The sequence below is a fragment of the Rhizobium acidisoli genome, from assembly GCF_002531755.2.
GTDB lineage: Bacteria > Pseudomonadota > Alphaproteobacteria > Rhizobiales > Rhizobiaceae > Rhizobium > Rhizobium acidisoli.
Map to the genome: position 1 here is coordinate 2,048,647 of NZ_CP034998.1, position 18,351 is coordinate 2,066,997.

Below are 18,351 nucleotides of genomic sequence, written 5' to 3' on the forward strand. Positions count from 1 at the left end.
CCCGCGGCGGATTTAGACCGGTTCCAAATTAGCGACGCACACCAGAAAGGTCACTTCGATGGCTGACGATCTTTTCCCGCTCGGCAAGGACACCACCCCCTATCGCAAGATCAGCGGCGACTATGTCTCGGTCGACAGCTTCAAGGGCCAGGAGATCCTGACCGTCGAGCCGGAAGGCATCCGCCTGCTTGCCGAAACCGCCTTTGCCGACATCAACCATCTGCTGCGCCCCGGCCACCTGAAGCAGCTCGCCTCGATCCTCGATGACCCGGAGGCGACGGACAATGACCGCTTCGTCGCCTACGACCTGTTGAAGAATGCCAATATCGCCGCTGGCGGCGTGCTGCCCATGTGCCAGGATACCGGCACGGCGATCATCATGGGCAAGAAGGGCCGCCGGGTCTGGACCGAGGGCGGCGATACCGCCGCACTCGCCCGCGGCGTCATGGATGCCTATGAGAAGAAGAACCTGCGTTATTCGCAGCTCGCGCCGGTGAAAATGTTCGAGGAGAAGAACACCCGAAATAACCTGCCGGCCCAGATCGACATCTACGAGGAAGGCACCGACGCCTATGAATTCCTCTTCGTCGCCAAGGGCGGCGGCTCGGCCAACAAGACCTTTCTCTACCAGGGCACGCCCTCGCTGCTGACGCATGATCGGATGATCGACTTCCTTAAGGAGAAGATCCTGACGCTAGGGACGGCAGCCTGTCCCCCCTACCATCTGGCGATCGTCATCGGCGGCACCTCGGCCGAGATGAACCTGAAAACTGTCAAGCTCGCCTCGACCCGCTATCTCGACAAGCTGCCGACTGAAGGGTCCGAAAGCGGCCACGCCTTCCGCGATCTCGAGATGGAGAAAGAAATCCACAGACTGACACAGCAGATGGGCGTCGGCGCCCAGTTCGGCGGCAAATATTTCTGTCACGACGTGCGTGTCATCCGCCTGCCCCGCCACGGCGCTTCGCTGCCGATCGGCCTCGGCGTCTCCTGTTCCGCAGACCGCCAAGCCAAAGGCAAAATCACCCGCGACGGCATCTTCATAGAACAGCTCGAAAGCGATCCGTCGAAATACATGCCGGAGATCGATGAGGCGAAACTGTCGGAATCGACTGTGCATATCGACCTCAACCGCCCGATGGCCGACGTGCTTGCCGAGCTGTCGCGACATCCCGTCAAAACGCGCCTGTCCCTGACCGGCACGATCATCGTCGCCCGCGACCTGGCGCATGCCAAGATCCGCGAGCGTCTGGAAAAGGGCGAAGGCATGCCCGATTACCTGAAAAACCACCCGGTCTATTACGCCGGCCCCGCCAAGACGCCGGCCGGTTACGCCTCCGGCTCCTTCGGCCCGACGACGGCCGGCCGCATGGACAGTTACGTCGACCAGTTCCAGTCCTTCGGCGGCTCGATGGTGATGCTCGCCAAGGGCAACCGGTCACGGGCGGTGCGCGAGGCCTGCAAGAAACACGGCGGCTTCTACCTCGGCTCGATCGGCGGCCCCGCCGCCCGCCTCGCCCAGGACTGCATCCGCAAGGTCGAAGTCTTCGAATATCCCGAACTCGGCATGGAAGCGGTGTGGAAGATCGAGGTCGAAAACTTCCCCGCCTTTATCGTCATCGACGACAAGGGCAATGATTTCTTCCAGGAATTGAACCTGGGGTGATATCGACAAGTCGAATACGATCTCCTGAAGAGAAGAACTGTAAGTTTTTCAGACGCCACTCCTATACAGAGAGTATGCACTGTCTCGCCAAAGATCCGTTTTTCCGTGCAGAATCATGGGCCTGCAGGAAGTATTGACGCATAGGGCGATTGTCGTATGTAGTATTTGGTATATATCGCTTTAATCTTTTCCCAAGAAATTTAAGCTACCAAATAGAATATTGCCTTTGAATATATGAGGAGTTCGCCGGATGAATACGGCTGTCGCGCCCAAGGTGCAGGTTCCCGATGTCGCGGGCCAGATCACCTATGCCATGCGCTCGATGGGCGTTGCGCCGATACCGCGCAATTACGAACTCTTCTACGAGGCCTATATCGGCTCCAATCCGGCGCTCACCCGGGAGCTTTCAGCGCTCGGCAGCCAGGCGACGCAGGCCGAACTCGACGCGCTCGGCGCGCAATATTTCACCAGCAGCCCGGCCCGCGTCGTCGATGACGCCCATACCCGCATATCAGGCGAACTCGATGGCCTGCTGCGGATCCTGAGGCAGGAGCAGAGTTCGCTCGAAAGCTATACAAGGCTGCTCGGCGAGACCCATAAGCGCATCACTTCCAAGAGCAATGCCAGCGTCGAGCTGATCGAAAACGCCATCGAACTTTTGAGCCAGGCGACCGGCGACACCATGGCGCATGGCGAACGCACCGTCGAGGACGTCGTCCAGCGCTCGCAGGAGATGGACCAGGTCCGCAAGGAACTGGACGAATACAAACGCATCGCCAACACCGATTCGCTGACGCGCCTGTCCAACCGCCGCGCCTTTGACGAGCGCCTCGCCGCCGTCTTCAACAATCCGGGCATGCGGCCGGTGACGGCCCTGCTGCTCGCCGACATCGACAATTTCAAGAAGATCAACGACACCTATGGCCATCCCGTCGGCGACAAGATCCTTGCCACCGTCGCCTCGGTCATCCGCAGCAACGTCCGGCGCGACATATTCGTCGCCCGTGCCGGCGGCGAGGAATTCGCGCTGATTATCGATGGCAATACGCCCGAGGAAATCACGGCAATCGCCGAGCGCATCCGCCGCACCCTGGAAACGACCCCGTTCAAGAATTCCCGCACGCGGGTCAATTATGGCCCGATCACCGTCTCGATCGGCATCTGCATGGCCTCCAGCGCCGAGGATGCCGGCGAGCTCTACAGCAAGACCGACATCGCCCTTTACGGCGCCAAGAATGCCGGCCGCAACTGCACCATCCTCTATCAGGACGGCATGCAGAAGGATTTCACCAAGAGCTGGCTGATCTACAAGACCTGACGGCCGTTCCGCGCCAGGGCGGTTTTACCACATCGTCTTCGCTGCGCGTCCCGGCCATTCCCGGTCGTAGGTTTCCTGGTCGAAATCGTTGACCGCGGCCTTCAGCATCTGGCCGGGCGTGGGCAGGTTTGCGGGGTCGGCGAAACGCTCGGCGTTCCACAGTTCGGCCCGCATCACGGCGCGTGCGCACTGGAAATAGACCTCGTCGATCGAGATGACGACGACCGTGCGCGGATGTTTGCCGTCCATCTCGAAGCTTGCAAGCAGCGCCTCGTCATCCGAGACGACGCCGCGGCCGTTGATGCGCATCGTCGTGTTCGAGCCTGGGATCAGGAACATCAGCGCAAGCCTGGGATCACGCACGATATTGGAGAGGGAGTCGACGCGGTTGTTGCCGCGCCAATCCGGTAGGTGCAGTGTCTCGTCATCGACGACGCGCACCACGCCGCCGAGATCGCCGCGCGGCGAACAGTCGAGCCCTTCCGGACCGACGGTCGCAAGTGCTGCGAAGGGCGAGATATCGATCATCTCCCGATAGAGCGGCGTCAGCCGCTTGGTCACCTTGTCGACCGAGGCCTGTGACAGACCTGCGCCGTAGATCCTATTGAGCTCTTCGATGCTGCTGATGATTTTCATGAGGCGTCCCGCCGCGGCTTGATCGTTGCGACGGACGCTATAATGCCGCGCGCCGCGCCGGAAGCTCAAAAAACGGAATGATCTCCGCATCTTTTTTGATGCTTTCCTCGGAAACACCCTCTTCGCCCCGATCGCCTTCGAGAAATGCTGCGATCGCGGCAAGGACGGGCGCCGCGCCGACGATGCGCCGATGGCCGAAGCCGTTCGCCCAGTGCAGCCGCACGTCCTTCCCGGCGGCCTGATAGCGCCTGGCATGGGCCGGCGGCACCTCCTTGTCGTCCTCGGCATGGATGACGAGCACCGGCCGGCCGATGCCACTCGCGGCATTGCCGGCATCGAACTCGTCAAGTCTCCGGCCGGTGACGCGCTGGACTTTAGTCTCCAGCGCCGCTTGCGCAGCCGGGCGAAGGCCGATCATCCGGCCGAAATCGGTAAACAGCCAGGCCATCTCGCTTGGCGCGCCGATCAGCACCAGCCGCTGGCAAGCGACCGGCGCCACGCCCGGCAGCAGGCCTGCCGCTGAGACCATCAGCGCCGCACCGCCGAAGGAATGGCCGATAACCGCATCGAAGCCGCCGAAGCGCACCTCGGCCGCGGCGATCGCCTCGACCGCAAGACCCATGTGCAGGAAGCGCCCGCCAGCGCGCCCGTGGCCGGGAAAATCGAGCGCCACCACCTCCGCGCCCGTTGCCGCAAGCATCGAAACCAACTCGGCCATATATTCGGCGCTCGAGCCCCATCCATGCGTCACCAGCAAACGCTGGCGTTTTCCCCGCGCCCCGCCATTCAGCCGATAGGCATGCGCTTTCGCCCCGCCGGCAAGGTTGAGGATGAAGCGTTCGGCGCCGGCCAGCCGGGCCGCACCCGCAGCATGCGCCGCCTTCGCCCTTGCTCCCTTCGGCCGCGACGACGGTGTGCGGCAGAACAGCCGGAACGCTGCCCTGCCCGCCAGATGGGGCGAAATCGCCTGCAGAGCCGAAAACCCCAGACGGGTGACCTCAAGCGCAAAATTTGCCATAGTGAGAATCCAAAATACTGTTCAACACTGAACAATAAAGTACAACGATGAACAAAAATCAATCCCTTCCCTGGGATCATCCGCGTTTTCGCAGCTGGATCGCGGTGGCGCGGGCCTGTCAGCTGATGCAGCAGTCGCTGACGCGCTCGCTTGCCGATCTCGACATCAAGCCGCCGCACCTCGACATTCTGGTCAATCTCTATCGTTTCGAAGGCATCTCGCAGCAGGAACTGGCGCGCAAGCTGCTCGTCGGCCGCTCCAATATGAGCATGCTCTTACCGCAGATGGAAAAGCGCGGGCTGATCGAGCGGCGCGGCGACGAACGAGACAAGCGCGTGCTGCGCCTCCACCTCACCGGCGAAGGCCGAAGGTTGACCGAGGCGGCGATGGCGATCCAGACCGACCTCATCGAACGCACGCTCTCCGACGAGCCGATCGAGCAATGCATGGCGACCGCAGATTCTATGGAGCGCATCATCGGCGCGTTGCTACAGGATCTCAGGGACGAGGACTAAATCTCGTTCAGCAGATCGGTTTCGTAGGAATTGTCGCCAGCCACCCTCAGTGTGACGGCAATTCGCCCTTGCCGAAAATATGCCCGAAGGCACCGGCCTTTTCGAAGATAGCGCCCGTCAGATCCGCGCCATTGAAGACGGCCGCATCGATTGCCGATCCGAGGAAGGTTGCCGATGCCAACCTTGCGCCCGAAAAGTCGCAGGTTTTTACATTGCAATCGGAAAAGTCTGCGCCTTCAAGGTTCGCGCTTGCGAAGCTCGCAACAATGAAACTTCCGGCGAAGACCGCCCCGCGAAGATCGGCATGGCTAAAATCGCAAGCTCCATCGTCGAGTTCCAGCCCCCGAAAATTGCGTTCTCCTGCTGCATAGCGGGCCAGAATTTTTTCGGATGTGATGTCACGGCTCATACCGGCAGGTCCTCAATGCAGCGTCGGCGCCGGCGATGTACCGCTCAGCGAGCGGTATTCCCAGGCGGCAACGATGATCAGCACCAGCGTCGCCAGAATGCCCAGCAGATAGATCTCGATGAAGGGTGCCGCGAAGGCAAGCAGGATCAGCAACACGAGGCCGGCAAGGTGCGACAGCGGCAGCTGCCCGCTGGTCGCGCCCTTGAACCAGAGATTACCGATCAGGAACAGGCCGGAGCCGCCGAGCACCGCGGCAGCAATGCCGAGATCGCCCATCTCATGCGGATGCGAGAACATGAACTCGACGGCCACCGCATGGACGATGATGCCGGCAAGGATCGGGATGTGCCCATAGGTGAAAGCCTGCCGCGCCAAGGCCCCCGGGGTCGCCTCATGCTCGATGCGGTGGGCGGCGCGCCCGTGGCCAAAACGGAAATAAAGCCACCACATGGCGACCGTTCCGATGAAACCGGTGATGAAGACGATGCCGGTCAGCCCCGAAACCGGCAGCTCCGAAAAGGTGCGGCCGGAAACCAGGATCGCCTCGCCGAGGCAGATGATAACGAAGAGCGCGCAGCGCTCGGCCATATGGGCGCCGGAAACGTCCCAGTCGCTCGGCTTCGAACGGCCGAGCCCGGGCACGGCAAAGCCCGCGGCCGGGCCGGCATATTCGATCGCCAGCGCGATCACCCAGGCGATCAATCGGGCTTCATGCTCGAGCAGCCCACCGGCAATCCAGAAGACGGCGGCCACCACGAGCCAGCTGGTGATGCGGACGAAATTCAGCGTATTGGCGCGGTCGACGCGTGTCATCGCATAAGTGGTAAACAGCGAGCGCCCGACCTGCATCGCCACATAGGCGCCGGCAAACAGCAGCCCCTTGTCGCCGAAGGCCTCGGGAATGGAGGCTGACAGCAGCACCCCGAGCATCATCAGCGCCACCAGCATGCCGCGCACCGGCATCTTGTCGGGATCGAGCCAGTTTGTCACCCAGGCGGTGAAAATCCAAACCCACCAGACGGCAAAGGTCATCAGCGCCGCTTCGGCGGCACCGAGCGGCGTATAATGGGCGGCAAGCGCATGCGAAAGCTGCGAGATCGAAAAGACGAAGACCAGGTCGAAGAACAGTTCGAGAAAGGTCACCTTGCTGCCGGCCGCGCTCCCCTTGGCGCGCAGCCAGTTCTTTCCGTTCGTTTTCGCCATATGGCCCCCCGATGGCTGGTTATGTGAAATTCAGCGCGGCTTTTCCGCCGTGTCGCGGTTCATGCCCTTTTCCCTGAGCTCGTCCTCATAGGCCGAAAACAGCTCGGCGCCCCGTTCGCCGAGTTCGCGCAGATAGGTCCAGGTGTAGATGCCGGTATCGTGCATGTCGTCGAAGCCGATCCTGACGGCATAATTGCCGGTCGGCGTCATCGAGATGATCGCGACGTTGCGCTTGCCCGGCACCGTCACCCGCTGTCCCGGCCCGTGGCCTTGCACCTCGGCCGACGGCGACAGCACGCGCAAGAGTTCCGCCGAAAGGTCGAAGCTCTGGCCGTCGTCGAAGGTTATCGCCAGCCTCTGCCGGTCTTTCGAAACACGAAGTTCGCTCGGCCAGATATCGCTCATCTCTGTCACCTCTTTCCTCTGGAGCAGTAGGCGTTCGCCTTTTTCGAGGCAAGCGCAAATTAGCGTGTGCGAAATCCGTTTCCCTTGACGGCGCAATCACATATGCACACATAGAAAGATATCGCTTGAAAACAGGCAGGCATCTGGTCTGGCGCGCTTCAGATCCGCCCGCGGAGGAATTGGTGAATACGAGAGTCGGAACGATAGGCAACGCATCGCCGCTCACGGCGGATGCACATAAGATGATCGACCCTTTCGGCCGGGCAGTCACCTATCTCCGCGTCTCCGTCACCGATCGCTGCGATTTCCGCTGCACCTATTGCATGGCGGAGAATATGACCTTCCTGCCGAAAAAGGACCTGTTGACGCTTGAGGAACTCGACCGTCTCTGTTCCGCCTTCGTCGCCAAGGGCGTGAAGAAGATCCGGCTCACCGGCGGCGAACCCCTGGTGCGCAAGAACATCATGTATCTCGTCCGCCGGCTCGGCGAAAAGATCGGCGCCGGCCTCGACGAGGTGACGCTGACGACCAATGGCTCGCAGCTCTCCCGCCATGCCGAGGAGCTTTATGATTGCGGCGTGCGCCGCATCAACGTCTCGCTCGATACGCTCGACCCCGACAAATTCCGCAAGATCACCCGCTGGGGCGATTTTGTCAAGGTCATGGAAGGCATCGACGCCGCTCAGAAAGCCGGCATCAAGATCAAGCTCAACGCCGTGGCGCTCAAGGATTTCAACGACGCCGAGATGCCCGAAATCCTGCGCTTCGCCCATGGCCGCGGCATGGATCTCACCGTCATCGAAACCATGCCGATGGGCGAGATCGACGAGGACCGCACCGACCAGTACCTGCCGCTCTCCGAGCTTCGCGCCGATCTCGAACGTCAGTTCACGTTAACCGATATCGACTACCAGACCGGCGGCCCGGCCCGTTACGTCAGGGTCACAGAGACCGGCGGCCGCCTTGGCTTCATCACGCCGATGACCCATAATTTCTGCGAGAGCTGCAACCGCGTCCGCCTCACCTGCACCGGCACGCTCTATATGTGCCTCGGCCAGAACGACGCCGCCGATCTGCGCGCCGCACTGCGCGCCACCGAAGACGACGCCCTCCTCCACGCCGCCATCGACGAAGCCATCACCCGCAAACCGAAGGGCCACGACTTCATCATCGACCGCACGCACAACAGGCCGGCGGTGGCCCGGCATATGAGTGTCACTGGTGGGTGAGACGCGGTCCCGCAAAGCGGGAGCGATCGATCCAGTGAATCGATCGCAGCGTCGAACGCCCTGAGCCCAAGCGAAGGGCCGGGATACAGTGCGGCAGGCTCCCTCTTCTCCCCAGCGGGGAGAAGATGCCCTTCAGGGCAGATGAGGGGGGCGCGACGACAGGAGCGCATGCGCTGAGCGCAAGCGAAGGGCAATAGTAAATGGCGTGCCGTGCCGCCCCCTCATCCGACCCTTCGGGCCACCTTCTCCCCGCTGGGGAGAAGAGGGAGAAGCCGCAGCCCCCTCACCCCGGCTTGCGCGCACAAATCGCAAACCGCTCCTGCACCATCCGCTCGAGCCCGCGCAGGAACGGCATCTTGCGCGCCTGCGCCCAATGAATGTCGCCGAGCTTGCGGTCGACCACGATGTCGACAAAACCGGCCTTGCGCAGAAGCTCGACGATCGCTTCGGCCGGCATCTCATGGGAGAAATGCACGCGGGAGCGGATCTTCTGGTGCCGCGCCATCATCTCAGGCGACATGTGGCTCGCCGCCGGCTTGCCCGTGAGCTTCGTCCAAAGCTTCTGCAGGCCTTTGACCCAGGTCTCCCGACCCATATTGCCGTCGACGATCAGCACCCTGCCGCCCGGCTTCAGCACCGCGAACCATTCTTTGAAGGCCGACGCCGGATCCACCAGCGTCCAGACGAGATGCCGGTTGGTGATAACGTCGTAGCTCCCCCGCGGCTCCATGGTATTCTCGGCGTCGCCGGAAACGAAGCGGATATCGGTCCCGCGCTTCTTCGCCTTGGCGCGCGCCTGCGCCAGCATCGCATCCGACCAATCGAGCCCGGTGACTTTGAAGCCGACATCGTTCATGAGATGCGAGATCACGGCGGTGCCGCAGGCAAGATCGAGCGCTGCCCGTCCCTGCCCCGCGCCGAGATGCTTACGGATCAGCCGCTGCCAGCCCTTCCGCTCGCCTTCAGAAAAGATTTCATGGCCGACGCTCTGGTCGAAGGTTGCCGCCCTCTCCGACCAGAAATCGCGGATTTCGTCGCGGATGGAGTAATTTGTATTCATCGAATTCATCTTGAGAGCCCCGGCATCGGATCAGTTTGGAAATGCTCTAAAACATATAACTTGATTCACAAAGTCATATTTCTTATGCCTGCGGACATTATTCAGACGTCAGGGGAATTTCCAGATGAATTTCGTGAAAATGCTCGCAGTTTCCGCAGCTGCGATTGCCGGCTTGATGCCGCTTTCGGCTTGGGCGCAGTCCTTCACCATCAAGGATGTCGCGGGCCGCGAAGTCAGCTTCGACAAGCCGGTCGAGCGTGTGATCCTTGGGGAAGGCCGCATGCTCTACGCCGTCGCGCCGATCGAGAAGGAAGATCCCTTCGCCAAGATCGTCGGCTGGCGCAACGATCTCTGGACCACCGACAAGGACAGCTTCAACGCCTATGTCGAGAAATTCCCCAAGGGCAAGGACCTGCCCTTTCTCGGAAATCTGACGGACGGCACGCTGCAGACCGAGACCGTTGTCAAGCTTCATCCCGACGTGCTTCTGCTGCCGATCGGCAACAAGACGGCGGCCGACGAAGTGAAGCTCGAGGACATGCTCGCCGGCATCGGCGTGAAGATCGTTTACATCGATTTTCGCGAGCATATTCTCGCCAACACCGAGCCGAGCCTGAAGATCCTCGGCCAGCTCTTCGGCCATGAGGACCGCGCCGAAGCCGTCGCAGCCTACTGGAAAGAGCAGATGGCGCGGGTGACCGACAGGCTGAAGGCCGCCAATCCGCCGAAACCGAATGTCTTCATGTACCGTGCCGCCGGCCTGGTGGAATGCTGCGGCACTTTCGGTCCCGATAATTTCGGCCTGATGGTCGATTGGGCCGGCGGCCACAATCTCGGCTCCGATTTCCTGCCCGGCTACACCGGCTCGATCAATGCCGAGCAGGTCGTCGCTTCCAACCCCGATGTCATCGTCGTCACCGGCTCCAACTGGAGCCAGACCAAGGACGCCAAGGACTACGTCAATGTCGGCCCGAATGCCGCTTCCACCTTCGGCGACAGCCGCAAGGCGCTGAACATGCTGATGGAAAATCCGGCCTTCACCGGCTCCAGGGCGGTTGCCGGCGGCAATGTCCATGCGATCTGGCATCAGTTCTATACCAGCCCCTATCAGTTCGTCGCCGTCCAGAAGCTCGCCAAGTGGTTCCACCCGAACCTCTTTGCCGATCTCGATCCGGATGCCACCTTCAAGGAATTCCACGAAAAATTCCTGCCGGTCGCCTATCAGCCAGGCTACTGGGTCGACGCCAAGGCAGCTGAGTAAAACAGACATGGCCGAGATCGCCGCCATATCGATGGAAGCCGAAGCCGGGAGGGAGCGCTACCGCGCGCTCGCCCGGCGCAAGCTGTTGATCCTCGCTGCCATGACGGCAGCGCTCTGTCTGTCCTTTGCCGTCGATCTCGCCTGGGGCCCGGCCCGCTATAGCCTCAGTGAGGTCGTGGCCGCCCTCCTCGACCCCTCCTCCGTTTCGGATCAGGTCCGCGCCGTCGTCTGGAACATCCGCATGCCGGTCGCCGTCATGGCGATCGTCGTCGGCGCCTCGCTCTCCGTTGCCGGCGCGCAGATGCAGACGATCCTCGCCAATCCGCTCGCCAGCCCTTTCACGCTTGGCATTTCGGCGGCGGCAAGCTTCGGCGCGGCTCTGGCGATCGTCACCAGCGTTCCGCTTCTGCCGGTGGCCGCCGGTCTGCTGGTGCCAGTCAACGCCTTCGTCATGGCGCTGATTGCCACGCTCTTCATCCATTTCGTCTCGCAGGCCCGCGGCGTCTCGGTGCAGACCGTGGTGCTGCTCGGCATCGCCCTGGTCTTCACCTTCAATGCGGCCCTCGCCTTCCTGCAATATCTCGCCTCCGAACAGGCGCTTTCGGCCGTCGTCTTCTGGACGATGGGCAGCCTGACCAAGGCGACATGGCCGAAAATCTGGGTGACGCTCGCCGTCTTGCTGATTGCGTTGCCGCTCTTTGCCCGCAATGCCTGGGCGCTGACCGCCATCCGCCTCGGCGAGGACAAGGCCGCGAGCTTCGGCGTCAATGTCCGCCGCATCCGCCTGGAAACCATGCTGGTTGTCTCGCTGCTTGCCGCAGTCCCCGTCAGCTTCGTCGGCACCATCGGTTTCGTCGGCCTGGTCGGGCCGCATATCGCCCGCATGATTCTCGGCGAGGATCAGCGCTTCTTCCTGCCGGGCTCGATCCTGTCGGGCGCGCTATTGCTGTCGCTGACCTCGATCGTCTCGAAGTCGATCATCCCCGGCGTCGTCTTCCCGATCGGCATCATCACCGCGCTGGTCGGCGTGCCCTTCTTCTTCTCGCTCATCCTCTCGAACAGGAGCCGGTCATGGTAGCGCTTCAGTTGCAATCGGTCGGCGCCTATCACGGCCGCAAGCTCTTCGTCGAGAACGTGACGACGCCGGTGATGAAATCGGGCGAGATCGTCGCCGTCATCGGCCCGAATGCCGCCGGCAAGTCGACGCTGTTCAAGCGCATCACCGGCCTGCTCAAGGGCCCGGGCAATGTCGTCGTCGAAGGCTCGAAGGCAAAAAACGCCATCGGCTACATGCCGCAGGATAGCTCGGCCAATGCGGTGCTGACCGTCTACGAATCCATCCTGCTCGCCCGTAAACAAGGCCAGTCCTGGGCCGTCGGCGATAGCGACCTACGCTTCATCGACGAGATCATGACAGCACTCGATATCACCGCGCTGGCCTTCCGCGATCTCGGCGCGCTGTCCGGCGGCCAGCGCCAGCTCGTCTCGATCGCCCAGGCGCTCGTCCGCGAGCCGGAGATCATGCTGATGGACGAACCCACAAGCGCGCTCGACCTCCACCGCCAGGTCGAGGTCCTGGATTTCATGCGCCGCCAGGCCCGCGCCAAAGGCATGCTGGTGCTGATCGCCATCCACGACCTCAACCAGGCGCTCCGCTTCGCCGACAAAGTCCTCCTCATCGCCAACGGCCGCATGCGCGCCTGCGGCGCCCCCAGCGACGTGGTCACCACCGAGATGCTGCGGGAAATCTACCGGGTGGAAGCCCGTGTAGAGAAATGCTCGCTGGACCATGATCATGTGATCGTGGATGGAACGGCGCATTGAGGCTGGCAGAACCAACGCGAAAGACTGCGCACCCTGAAGCGCCATTGCCCAGGAAAGCCGCATTCTGAGACGTCAACACCCAAGAAAGCCTCAACCTGAAGTGCCAACACCCGAGCACGTTTCAGCCTGAGATTCCAACGCCCGAGAACGCCTCAGCTAGAGATGCCAACGCCCAAGAGAGCCTCATCCTGAGGTGCGTAGCCCAAAGGGCGAAGCCTCGAAGGACGAGGCGGGGCTCCCACTCCAGCCACCGCCGCGGCAGCCGCCTACCTCATCAGTCGATCAATCGCTGCGCCGTAAACTTGTCCGTAACCAGCATGTCGATGACCCCCACCCGCAACGCGCCGGCAATAGCGTCAGTCTTTTTCGACCCGCCAGCAAGAGCGATAACCCGCTCCACCCGCTCGAGATCCTCAAGTGGAAGCCCTATGACCCGATCATCAAGGGGCGTCTTCACCGGCTTGCCGTTTTTATCGAAGAAGCGCAGCGAGATATCGCCGACGGCGCCGGCTTCCGCGAGATCGGACAATTCGCGGGACGAAAAGATGTTGCCGGACCGTGCGAGAAGTTCGGACGGTTCGACGGCGCCTATACCGACGATCGCCAGCGTTATGCTGCCGAACAGGTCCATCGTTTCGCGGACGTACGGATCGGCCTGCATCAGAAGTTTTGCTTCTCTGGATGACGTCACGCCCTGCACGGGGAGCAGCTTCGGCTCGGCGCCGGTCAACCGCGCAAGCCGCGTGGTCAGCTGCGTCGCATGCGTCTGCACCGAAGGATCGCCCATGCCTCCAAGGGTCTGGACGACATATTTCACCTGCGCACTCTTCTGCGGATGAATGTTCTCGACCATCTTGAAAATGGTCTGGCTCCAGCTCGAAACGCCGATGATCTCCCCCGGCGCAAGCGTCACCTCCAGGAGATGCGCCGCTGCCTCGCCGATGCGGGCCATGATGGCGCCGTCCCGATCTTCCGTGCACTCGACGACGATCGCCTCCGGCAGATCGTATTTCTCGCGAAGCGCGCTCTCGAGTTCGCTATAGGTGCCGACGGGAGGGATCACGCTGGTTCGCACGATATCTTCAGCCTCGGCGCGCTTGAGCATGCGCGACACCGTCGCCTGCGACAGCCGAAGGTGCTGTGCGATCTCCGCCTGCCGCCGCCCCTCGATATGGTACATCTGGGCGACCCTTGAAATGAGGCGGAGTTCGTTGAGGCGAGTCATCGCTAATCCCAGAGTGAATTTTTATTCACCTTTAGCCTTTGTTTCGCGGGCCGTCGAGCGGGCGAGCGCATCATTCCAGCTATCGAGAAGCCCCGCTCGATCCACGGGTTGCGGCTGGATGGTTTGCGACTTTCGAGGCAGCCCCGCGACCATGTCGAGATCGCTCCACAAGCCAAGTGACAGGCCCGCCAGATAAGCAGCGCCCAAAGCCGATGCCTCGGGTGCTTCGCATTGGATCACCGGATGGTTGATGAGGTCGGAGACACACTGCATCAGGAAGCGGTTCTGGCTCGGTCCGCCATCCACATAGAGCGCGCCGAGCGCACCGCCGCTTTGTGCCCGCATGGCCGCAATCACGTCATGCACCTGCAAGGCGATGGAATCGGTAACCGACCGCGCCATTTGCGCCCGCGTCGTATTGAAGTTGATCTGAGAGAACAGGGCGCGGGCATCGGCATTCCAGTAAGGTGCTCCCAGCCCCACGAATGCCGGCACGAAGCCGGGTCCGCCCGGCTCGGCACTTTCCGCAAGTTCGACAAGCGCCGCCACATCCGCAAGGCCGAGAATATCAGCCATCCAGGGAAGACTGGCGGCGCAGACGAGAATATTGCCTTCGAAAGCGAAGGTCGGCTTTCCCCCGATACGCCATGCGACCGTGGTTGTGACGCCGTTGCGCGGGGCAATGTATTGCGCAAGCGTCGTCATGACGGAAGAGCCGGTTCCGAAGGTCACCTTGCCGTCGCCCGGCGTGAAGGCGCCGTGACCGAATAGGGCAGCGTGGCTGTCGCCGATCGCGGCCATGATGGGCGTGCCATCCGCCACCCCCGGCAATCCCTGCGTTCTGCCGAAATCGGCAGAACTGTCGAGCACCTCGGGAAGGAGCGCGATATCCACGCCGAAGATCTCGCCAAGCTCCTCGCTCCATCTCTGCTCCCGGAGATCGAACAATTGGCTCCTGGCGGCATTCGATGCATCGCAAGCATGCCGGCGCCCGCCGGTCAGGCAGTGGACCAGCCAGCTGTCGACCGTTCCCAGCCGCACCGATCGCCCGGCCGGAACACGGTCGAGCAGCCATCGGAACTTGGAACCCGGAAACATCGGATCCAAGGGCAGGCCGGTGAGCGCCTGCACCCGGCCGAGGTGGCCCTTGGCAATGAGACGCTCGCAATCCGGCGCCGTTCGGCGGCACTGCCAGCTGACCAACGGTCCAAGCGCTTCTCCCGTTTCGGCGTCCCAGGCAGTGACGGATTCACGCTGGTTGGAAATCGCCACGGCCTCGATGGTGACAGCCGAGCTGGCCTTCAGGCAGGCGTCGACCGCTTCGCGGACCGAGGCGTAAAGCCGGCGCGGGTCCTGTTCAACCCAGCCCGGCTTCGGATAGGAGATGCCGACCGGAGCCGAACCTCTGCCGACGATCTCTCCCTTTTCAGAAACGAGAACTGCCTTTGAATTGGTCGTGCCCTGGTCGATCGCCAGAATTGCCCGCATTCTATCCTCCCCGGATCAGGTGGCTGCCGGGCGACAAATGCGCTCCGGCCGCTTCACGCGATCCCCAGTTACTTGCGCTTGATCAGCGCCTGTGCAGCGTCGGCGATTGCCGACGGCGCCATCCCGAACTCGTCGAGCAGGAACTCTGCCGAACCTGTGGGGGCATAGATGCCGGGAACGCCGAGACGCTTCATCGGCACTGGAGCATTGTCGACCACCACTTCGGCGACCGCGGAACCCAGCCCGCCGAAGATCGAATGCTCTTCGGCTGTGACGATCGCTCCGGTTTCCCTAGCCGCGGCGATGATAGCCTCTTCGTCGATTGGACGAACCGTCGCAAGGTTTAGAACCCTGGCATTGATGCCGCGGCCCGCGAGGATTTCGGCCGCTTTCACGATGCGATGCGTCAAAGTGCCGTTGGCAATAAGGGTGACGTCGGAACCCTGGCGAAGGAGATTTGCCTTGCCGAGCTCGAACCTGTGACCCTCCGGAAGCAGATCAGGCACGCCAACGCGAGACAGACGCAGGAAACAGGGCCCGTCATAGGTCGCGGCCCACGCAACGGCAGCGGCGGTTTCGATGCGGTCACATGGTGCAATCACCGGAAGGTTGGGCAGGACCCGCGTCCAGGCGAAGTCTTCGATCGAGTGATGTGTCGGACCGAGTTCGCCATATGCCATTCCGGAAGAAATGCCCACCAGCTTGACGTTGGCATTCGAGTAGGAAATATCGGCCTTGATCTGCTCCAGCGACCGCCCCGTGAGAAACGGAGCAGCGGCGCATACGAAGGGAAGGCGTCCGCCGTTGGCAAGGCCTGCTGCAACGCCAACCATGTTCTGCTCGGCTATGCCGACATTGACCAGGCGCTCTCCGAACTTCGCCTTGAAGCCGCCGAGCTTGGAGGAGCCGACGGAGTCGTTGCAGACGGCAACGATCGTGTCGTTTTCGGCTGCCAATCGCTCGAGCGTAGAGGCGAATGCGTCGCGGCAATCATAGAGCTTGGGTGGGTTTACTGACGCGTTCATTTAGAGTGCCTCCGACAGTTCTGCCAATGCGATTTCGTATTGTTCCTTGTTCGGCACCTTGTGGTGCCAGTCGACCCGGTCCTGCATGAACGAGATTCCATGGCCCTTGTTGGTATGGGCGACGATGCAATGCGGTTTTGCTCCCCGGTGTTCGAGAGCCGGAACAACTTCGCTCATGACGTTCCCGTTGATCTCGGTGACCTCCCAGTCGAAGGCCTCGAGCTTCGGGCGAAGCGGAGCGAGATCATTGGTTTCGGCAAGCGCCGCACCCTGCTGGAACCTGTTGTGATCGATGACCAGGGTCAAGTTGTCGAGTTTGAACTGAGCGGCCGCCATGATCGCTTCCCAGTTGGAACCCTCCTGCATCTCACCGTCGCCGGTGACGACGTAGGTGTGAAATTTCGCGCCCGAGAGCTTGGCGGCTTTCGCCATTCCGACTGCGACCGGAAGACCGTGGCCCAGCGGACCGGTATTCGTTTCGACGCCGGGAACCTTGTTGCAATTCGGATGCCCGTTCAGCCTCGAATGCGGCTGCAAGAAGGTAGAAACCTCCTCCTCCGGGATAAAGCCGCGTTTTGCGAGCGTCACATAGAGAGCACAGGCCGTATGTCCCTTTGAAAGGACGAACCTGTCGCGGTCGGGATGCTTGGGCTGATCCGGCCAGATTTTCAGGACACGAAAATAGAGCGCCGTCAAAATGTCGATGACCGACATCTCCCCGCCAATATGGCCGGCGCCCGCTTCAAAGACCGCCTGGAGATCGCGCAATCGGATCTCGCGGGCGATGCGCTCGAGTTCTATCGTATCCATGGGTTCCTCATGTGTGCATAAATATTCACTTATCAATATTTTTGCACAAGAAGCCGATTAGTCAAGCCCCTTATACAATCCGACAACAGCGAACGCCCTGAGTAAATCTTGTTGACAGCCAGAAAGCAACTTGTTAATGAATTTTCCAACAGGTGTGAATAATTATTCTAGCTTGCACGAATATCGGATACAAGCCTAGGCATAGGGAGGAGCAATGGTGGCGCTCGACATCAATGAACACAGGCTTTCGTCCGGAGCCTGGCTGAGCAAGCTCAAGGGAGCAACCGGCCCGCTCGTCGGACTGCTCGCGCTGTGCGTCTTTCTGAGCCTGAGCACCGACACGTTTCTTTCGGTTCGAAACGGCCTCAACATCCTCGATCAGATCACCGTTCTCGGCATCATGGCGGTTGGAATGACCTTCGTCATCCTGATCGGCGGCATCGATCTCTCGGTCGGCTCGGCGCTTGCCCTGGCGATGATGGTCATGGGCTGGACCGCCAATGTCGCCGGCCTGCCGCTGCCGGTCGCGATCGCTTTTGCTCTGGTCGCATCGGGAGTTTCGGGCCTGATCGTCGGACTTCTGGTGACACAGTTCAGGGTCCCGGCCTTTATTGCCACTCTTGCGATGATGTCCGCCGCTCGCGGCGTGGCCAATATGATCACCGACGGCCAGCAGATCGTCGGATTCCCCGACTGGTTCATGATGCTGGCAATCGATCGCCATTTCGGCGTGTTGACCGCCACTGTGTTTCTCATGCTTGCGGTCGTTCTTGCGGCATGGCTTTTCCTGCACTTCCGCTCCGAAGGTCGCATGCTCTACGCGGTCGGAGGAAATCCGGAAGTCGCGCGCCTTGCGGGTATCAACGTCCCGCTCGTGACGATTGGCGTCTACGTCGTAAGTTCAGTCCTTGCCGGCCTCGCAGGCATTGTACTCGCCGCCAGGCTGGATTCCGTCCAACCATCCAGTGGTCTCGGCTATGAGCTGGACACCATCGCCGCGGTCGTTATCGGCGGCACGTCGCTCTCCGGCGGCGCGGGCGGCATCGGAGGAACGCTGATCGGCGTTCTCATCATCGGTGTGCTTCGCAACGGTCTCAACCTTCTCAACGTCTCGCCGTTCCTGCAGCAGGTGATCATCGGCATCGTCATCGTGCTCGCGGTCGGCGCGGAGACTATTCGTCGGCGTCGCGCTTGACGAACGGGGTCCGCCGCGTCGGCGGGCCCGAAAATTCCGCTCCAAGGGTTTGGGGCGGATCAAT

At 61.6% G+C, this 18,351-nt stretch carries 18 protein-coding genes; 8 read left to right on the plus strand and 10 right to left on the minus strand.

The features are described from left to right. Positions 1 to 58: 58 nt before the first annotated feature. Together CO657_RS10140 and CO657_RS10145 are read left to right on the plus strand one after the other, a co-directional pair. Positions 59 to 1,666, plus strand: a complete 1,608-nt coding sequence (locus CO657_RS10140; protein WP_054183000.1) for a fumarate hydratase — start codon at positions 59 to 61, stop codon at positions 1,664 to 1,666. A 250-nt stretch (positions 1,667 to 1,916) separates the two neighbouring features. Continuing rightward, positions 1,917 to 2,984: a GGDEF domain-containing protein gene (locus CO657_RS10145; protein WP_054182999.1), complete on the plus strand. Its 1,068-nt coding sequence runs from the start codon at positions 1,917 to 1,919 to the stop codon at positions 2,982 to 2,984. 24 nt (positions 2,985 to 3,008) lie between these two features. On the opposite strand, the gene CO657_RS10150 is transcribed toward CO657_RS10145, so the two are convergent. Further along, positions 3,009 to 3,620: a pyridoxamine 5'-phosphate oxidase family protein gene (locus CO657_RS10150; protein WP_054183124.1), complete on the minus strand. Its 612-nt coding sequence runs from the start codon at positions 3,618 to 3,620 to the stop codon at positions 3,009 to 3,011. A gap of 37 nt (positions 3,621 to 3,657) precedes the next feature. Further along, positions 3,658 to 4,638, minus strand: coding sequence for an alpha/beta hydrolase (locus CO657_RS10155; protein ID WP_054182998.1), 981 nt, complete (start codon positions 4,636 to 4,638; stop codon positions 3,658 to 3,660). A 47-nt stretch (positions 4,639 to 4,685) separates the two neighbouring features. Between CO657_RS10155 and CO657_RS10160 the strand changes: the two genes are divergently transcribed. Continuing rightward, on the plus strand, positions 4,686 to 5,153 hold the full coding sequence (locus CO657_RS10160) for a MarR family winged helix-turn-helix transcriptional regulator (RefSeq protein WP_054182997.1): 468 nt from the start codon (positions 4,686 to 4,688) through the stop codon (positions 5,151 to 5,153). 46 nt (positions 5,154 to 5,199) lie between these two features. Here the strand turns inward: CO657_RS10160 and CO657_RS10165 are convergent, their stop codons facing one another. The 3 genes from CO657_RS10165 to CO657_RS10175 are packed head-to-tail and all read right to left on the minus strand — an operon-like array spanning position 5,200 to position 7,170. After that, positions 5,200 to 5,562, minus strand: coding sequence for a pentapeptide repeat-containing protein (locus CO657_RS10165; RefSeq protein WP_054182996.1), 363 nt, complete (start codon positions 5,560 to 5,562; stop codon positions 5,200 to 5,202). A 12-nt stretch (positions 5,563 to 5,574) separates the two neighbouring features. Next, positions 5,575 to 6,765 (minus strand): low temperature requirement protein A, encoded by a 1,191-nt coding sequence (locus CO657_RS10170; protein ID WP_054182995.1) that lies wholly within the window; start codon positions 6,763 to 6,765, stop codon positions 5,575 to 5,577. A 30-nt stretch (positions 6,766 to 6,795) separates the two neighbouring features. Further along, complete coding sequence (locus CO657_RS10175) at positions 6,796 to 7,170, minus strand: gamma-butyrobetaine hydroxylase family protein (protein ID WP_054182994.1); 375 nt, start codon at positions 7,168 to 7,170, stop codon at positions 6,796 to 6,798. Positions 7,171 to 7,352: 182 nt separating this feature from the next. Between CO657_RS10175 and moaA the strand changes: the two genes are divergently transcribed. After that, a complete protein-coding gene (gene moaA, locus CO657_RS10180; RefSeq protein WP_054182993.1) occupies positions 7,353 to 8,399 on the plus strand; it encodes a GTP 3',8-cyclase MoaA in 1,047 nt (348 codons plus the stop codon). Between the two features lie 283 nt (positions 8,400 to 8,682). On the opposite strand, the gene CO657_RS10185 is transcribed toward moaA, so the two are convergent. Further along, the gene (locus CO657_RS10185; RefSeq protein WP_054182992.1) at positions 8,683 to 9,468 is read right to left on the minus strand and encodes a class I SAM-dependent methyltransferase; all 786 of its coding nucleotides are present in this window, start codon (positions 9,466 to 9,468) and stop codon (positions 8,683 to 8,685) included. Between the two features lie 115 nt (positions 9,469 to 9,583). Here CO657_RS10185 and CO657_RS10190 point away from each other — a divergent pair, with 115 nt between their 5' ends. From CO657_RS10190 to CO657_RS10200, 3 genes are read left to right on the plus strand one after another with little or no spacing between them, the layout of a single operon-like run. Further along, positions 9,584 to 10,720: an ABC transporter substrate-binding protein gene (locus CO657_RS10190; protein ID WP_054182991.1), complete on the plus strand. Its 1,137-nt coding sequence runs from the start codon at positions 9,584 to 9,586 to the stop codon at positions 10,718 to 10,720. A gap of 7 nt (positions 10,721 to 10,727) precedes the next feature. Beyond that, complete coding sequence (locus tag CO657_RS10195) at positions 10,728 to 11,798, plus strand: FecCD family ABC transporter permease (protein WP_054182990.1); 1,071 nt, start codon at positions 10,728 to 10,730, stop codon at positions 11,796 to 11,798. Next, positions 11,792 to 12,544, plus strand: a complete 753-nt coding sequence (locus tag CO657_RS10200; RefSeq protein WP_054182989.1) for an ABC transporter ATP-binding protein — start codon at positions 11,792 to 11,794, stop codon at positions 12,542 to 12,544. The genes CO657_RS10195 and CO657_RS10200 overlap by 7 nt, the downstream gene beginning before the upstream one ends. Positions 12,545 to 12,818: 274 nt before the next feature. Here the strand turns inward: CO657_RS10200 and CO657_RS10205 are convergent, their stop codons facing one another. The 4 genes from CO657_RS10205 to CO657_RS10220 form a co-directional block, all read right to left on the minus strand. Beyond that, on the minus strand, positions 12,819 to 13,769 hold the full coding sequence (locus CO657_RS10205; RefSeq protein WP_054182988.1) for a sugar-binding transcriptional regulator: 951 nt from the start codon (positions 13,767 to 13,769) through the stop codon (positions 12,819 to 12,821). 21 nt (positions 13,770 to 13,790) lie between these two features. Further along, a complete protein-coding gene (locus CO657_RS10210) occupies positions 13,791 to 15,257 on the minus strand; it encodes an FGGY family carbohydrate kinase (protein ID WP_054182987.1) in 1,467 nt (488 codons plus the stop codon). A gap of 68 nt (positions 15,258 to 15,325) precedes the next feature. Continuing rightward, positions 15,326 to 16,282 (minus strand): transketolase family protein, encoded by a 957-nt coding sequence (locus tag CO657_RS10215; protein ID WP_054182986.1) that lies wholly within the window; start codon positions 16,280 to 16,282, stop codon positions 15,326 to 15,328. Continuing rightward, a complete protein-coding gene (locus CO657_RS10220; protein ID WP_054182985.1) occupies positions 16,283 to 17,092 on the minus strand; it encodes a transketolase in 810 nt (269 codons plus the stop codon). It abuts the gene before it with no gap. Positions 17,093 to 17,306: 214 nt separating this feature from the next. Between CO657_RS10220 and CO657_RS10225 the strand changes: the two genes are divergently transcribed. After that, positions 17,307 to 18,287 carry an ABC transporter permease gene (locus tag CO657_RS10225; protein ID WP_012557890.1) on the plus strand — a complete coding sequence of 327 codons (981 nt, stop codon included), beginning with the start codon at positions 17,307 to 17,309 and terminating at the stop codon, positions 18,285 to 18,287. Positions 18,288 to 18,351 lie beyond the last annotated feature (64 nt).

Coding starts and splice junctions, on each gene's coding strand:
- CO657_RS10140 (WP_054183000.1), top strand. CDS start 59: ATGGCTGACGATCTTTTCCCGCTCGGCAAGGACACCACCCCCTATCGC.
- CO657_RS10145 (WP_054182999.1), top strand. CDS start 1,917: ATGAATACGGCTGTCGCGCCCAAGGTGCAGGTTCCCGATGTCGCGGGC.
- CO657_RS10150 (WP_054183124.1), bottom strand. CDS start 3,620: ATGAAAATCATCAGCAGCATCGAAGAGCTCAATAGGATCTACGGCGCA.
- CO657_RS10155 (WP_054182998.1), bottom strand. CDS start 4,638: ATGGCAAATTTTGCGCTTGAGGTCACCCGTCTGGGGTTTTCGGCTCTG.
- CO657_RS10160 (WP_054182997.1), top strand. CDS start 4,686: ATGAACAAAAATCAATCCCTTCCCTGGGATCATCCGCGTTTTCGCAGC.
- CO657_RS10165 (WP_054182996.1), bottom strand. CDS start 5,562: ATGAGCCGTGACATCACATCCGAAAAAATTCTGGCCCGCTATGCAGCA.
- CO657_RS10170 (WP_054182995.1), bottom strand. CDS start 6,765: ATGGCGAAAACGAACGGAAAGAACTGGCTGCGCGCCAAGGGGAGCGCG.
- CO657_RS10175 (WP_054182994.1), bottom strand. CDS start 7,170: ATGAGCGATATCTGGCCGAGCGAACTTCGTGTTTCGAAAGACCGGCAG.
- CO657_RS10185 (WP_054182992.1), bottom strand. CDS start 9,468: ATGAATTCGATGAATACAAATTACTCCATCCGCGACGAAATCCGCGAT.
- CO657_RS10190 (WP_054182991.1), top strand. CDS start 9,584: ATGAATTTCGTGAAAATGCTCGCAGTTTCCGCAGCTGCGATTGCCGGC.
- CO657_RS10195 (WP_054182990.1), top strand. CDS start 10,728: ATGGCCGAGATCGCCGCCATATCGATGGAAGCCGAAGCCGGGAGGGAG.
- CO657_RS10200 (WP_054182989.1), top strand. CDS start 11,792: ATGGTAGCGCTTCAGTTGCAATCGGTCGGCGCCTATCACGGCCGCAAG.
- CO657_RS10205 (WP_054182988.1), bottom strand. CDS start 13,769: ATGACTCGCCTCAACGAACTCCGCCTCATTTCAAGGGTCGCCCAGATG.
- CO657_RS10210 (WP_054182987.1), bottom strand. CDS start 15,257: ATGCGGGCAATTCTGGCGATCGACCAGGGCACGACCAATTCAAAGGCA.
- CO657_RS10215 (WP_054182986.1), bottom strand. CDS start 16,282: ATGAACGCGTCAGTAAACCCACCCAAGCTCTATGATTGCCGCGACGCA.
- CO657_RS10220 (WP_054182985.1), bottom strand. CDS start 17,092: ATGGATACGATAGAACTCGAGCGCATCGCCCGCGAGATCCGATTGCGC.
- CO657_RS10225 (WP_012557890.1), top strand. CDS start 17,307: ATGGTGGCGCTCGACATCAATGAACACAGGCTTTCGTCCGGAGCCTGG.